At 71.5% G+C, this 516-nt stretch carries 1 pseudogene; it reads left to right on the forward strand.

Features of this window, described 5'->3' with window-relative positions:
- Window positions 1–55: 55 nt before the first annotated feature.
- Window positions 56–516, forward strand: a pseudogene (locus tag L6Q67_RS24490) (poly(3-hydroxybutyrate) depolymerase); the annotation flags it as partial.

The following is a 516-nucleotide window of genomic DNA, read 5'->3' on the forward strand; positions in this document are numbered from 1 at the left end:
CATGTCGCCTTCAGCCTGGGCACCGCCGCCCAAGCCCACCGAGATCCGGCCGCGCATGGAATCCCGCGCCCGCCTGGGCCTCATCGACCCTCCCGAAGGCCTCGCCGACGACCGGGTGTGGATGCTCGGCGGCGGGGCCGACCGCACCGTCGAGCCGCCGGTGATGGACGCGCTGGAAGCCTTCTACCGGCAATGGGTGCCCGGCGATGCACTGCGGCGGGTGAGCCTGCCCGACGCCGGCCACGCGATGATCTCGGTGGCCGACGGCAAGCCCAACGCCTGCAATACATCTGAGCCGCCCTACATCAATCGCTGCGGCGATTTCGACGCGCCCGGCGAACTGCTCCGGCACCTGCTGGGCAAGCTCGAACCCGCGCGGGCTCCCGAGCCCGCATCGCTCCAGGCCTTCGACCAGCGGCCCTTCATCGGCGGCCTGCCGGCCGACATCAGCATGGCCGAGCAGGGCTTTGTTTATGTGCCGTCCGCCTGCCGGGGCGGCGGCTGCCGGGTGCATGT

It is taken from the genome of Zoogloea sp. (genome assembly GCF_023150065.1).
GTDB lineage: Bacteria > Pseudomonadota > Gammaproteobacteria > Burkholderiales > Rhodocyclaceae > Zoogloea.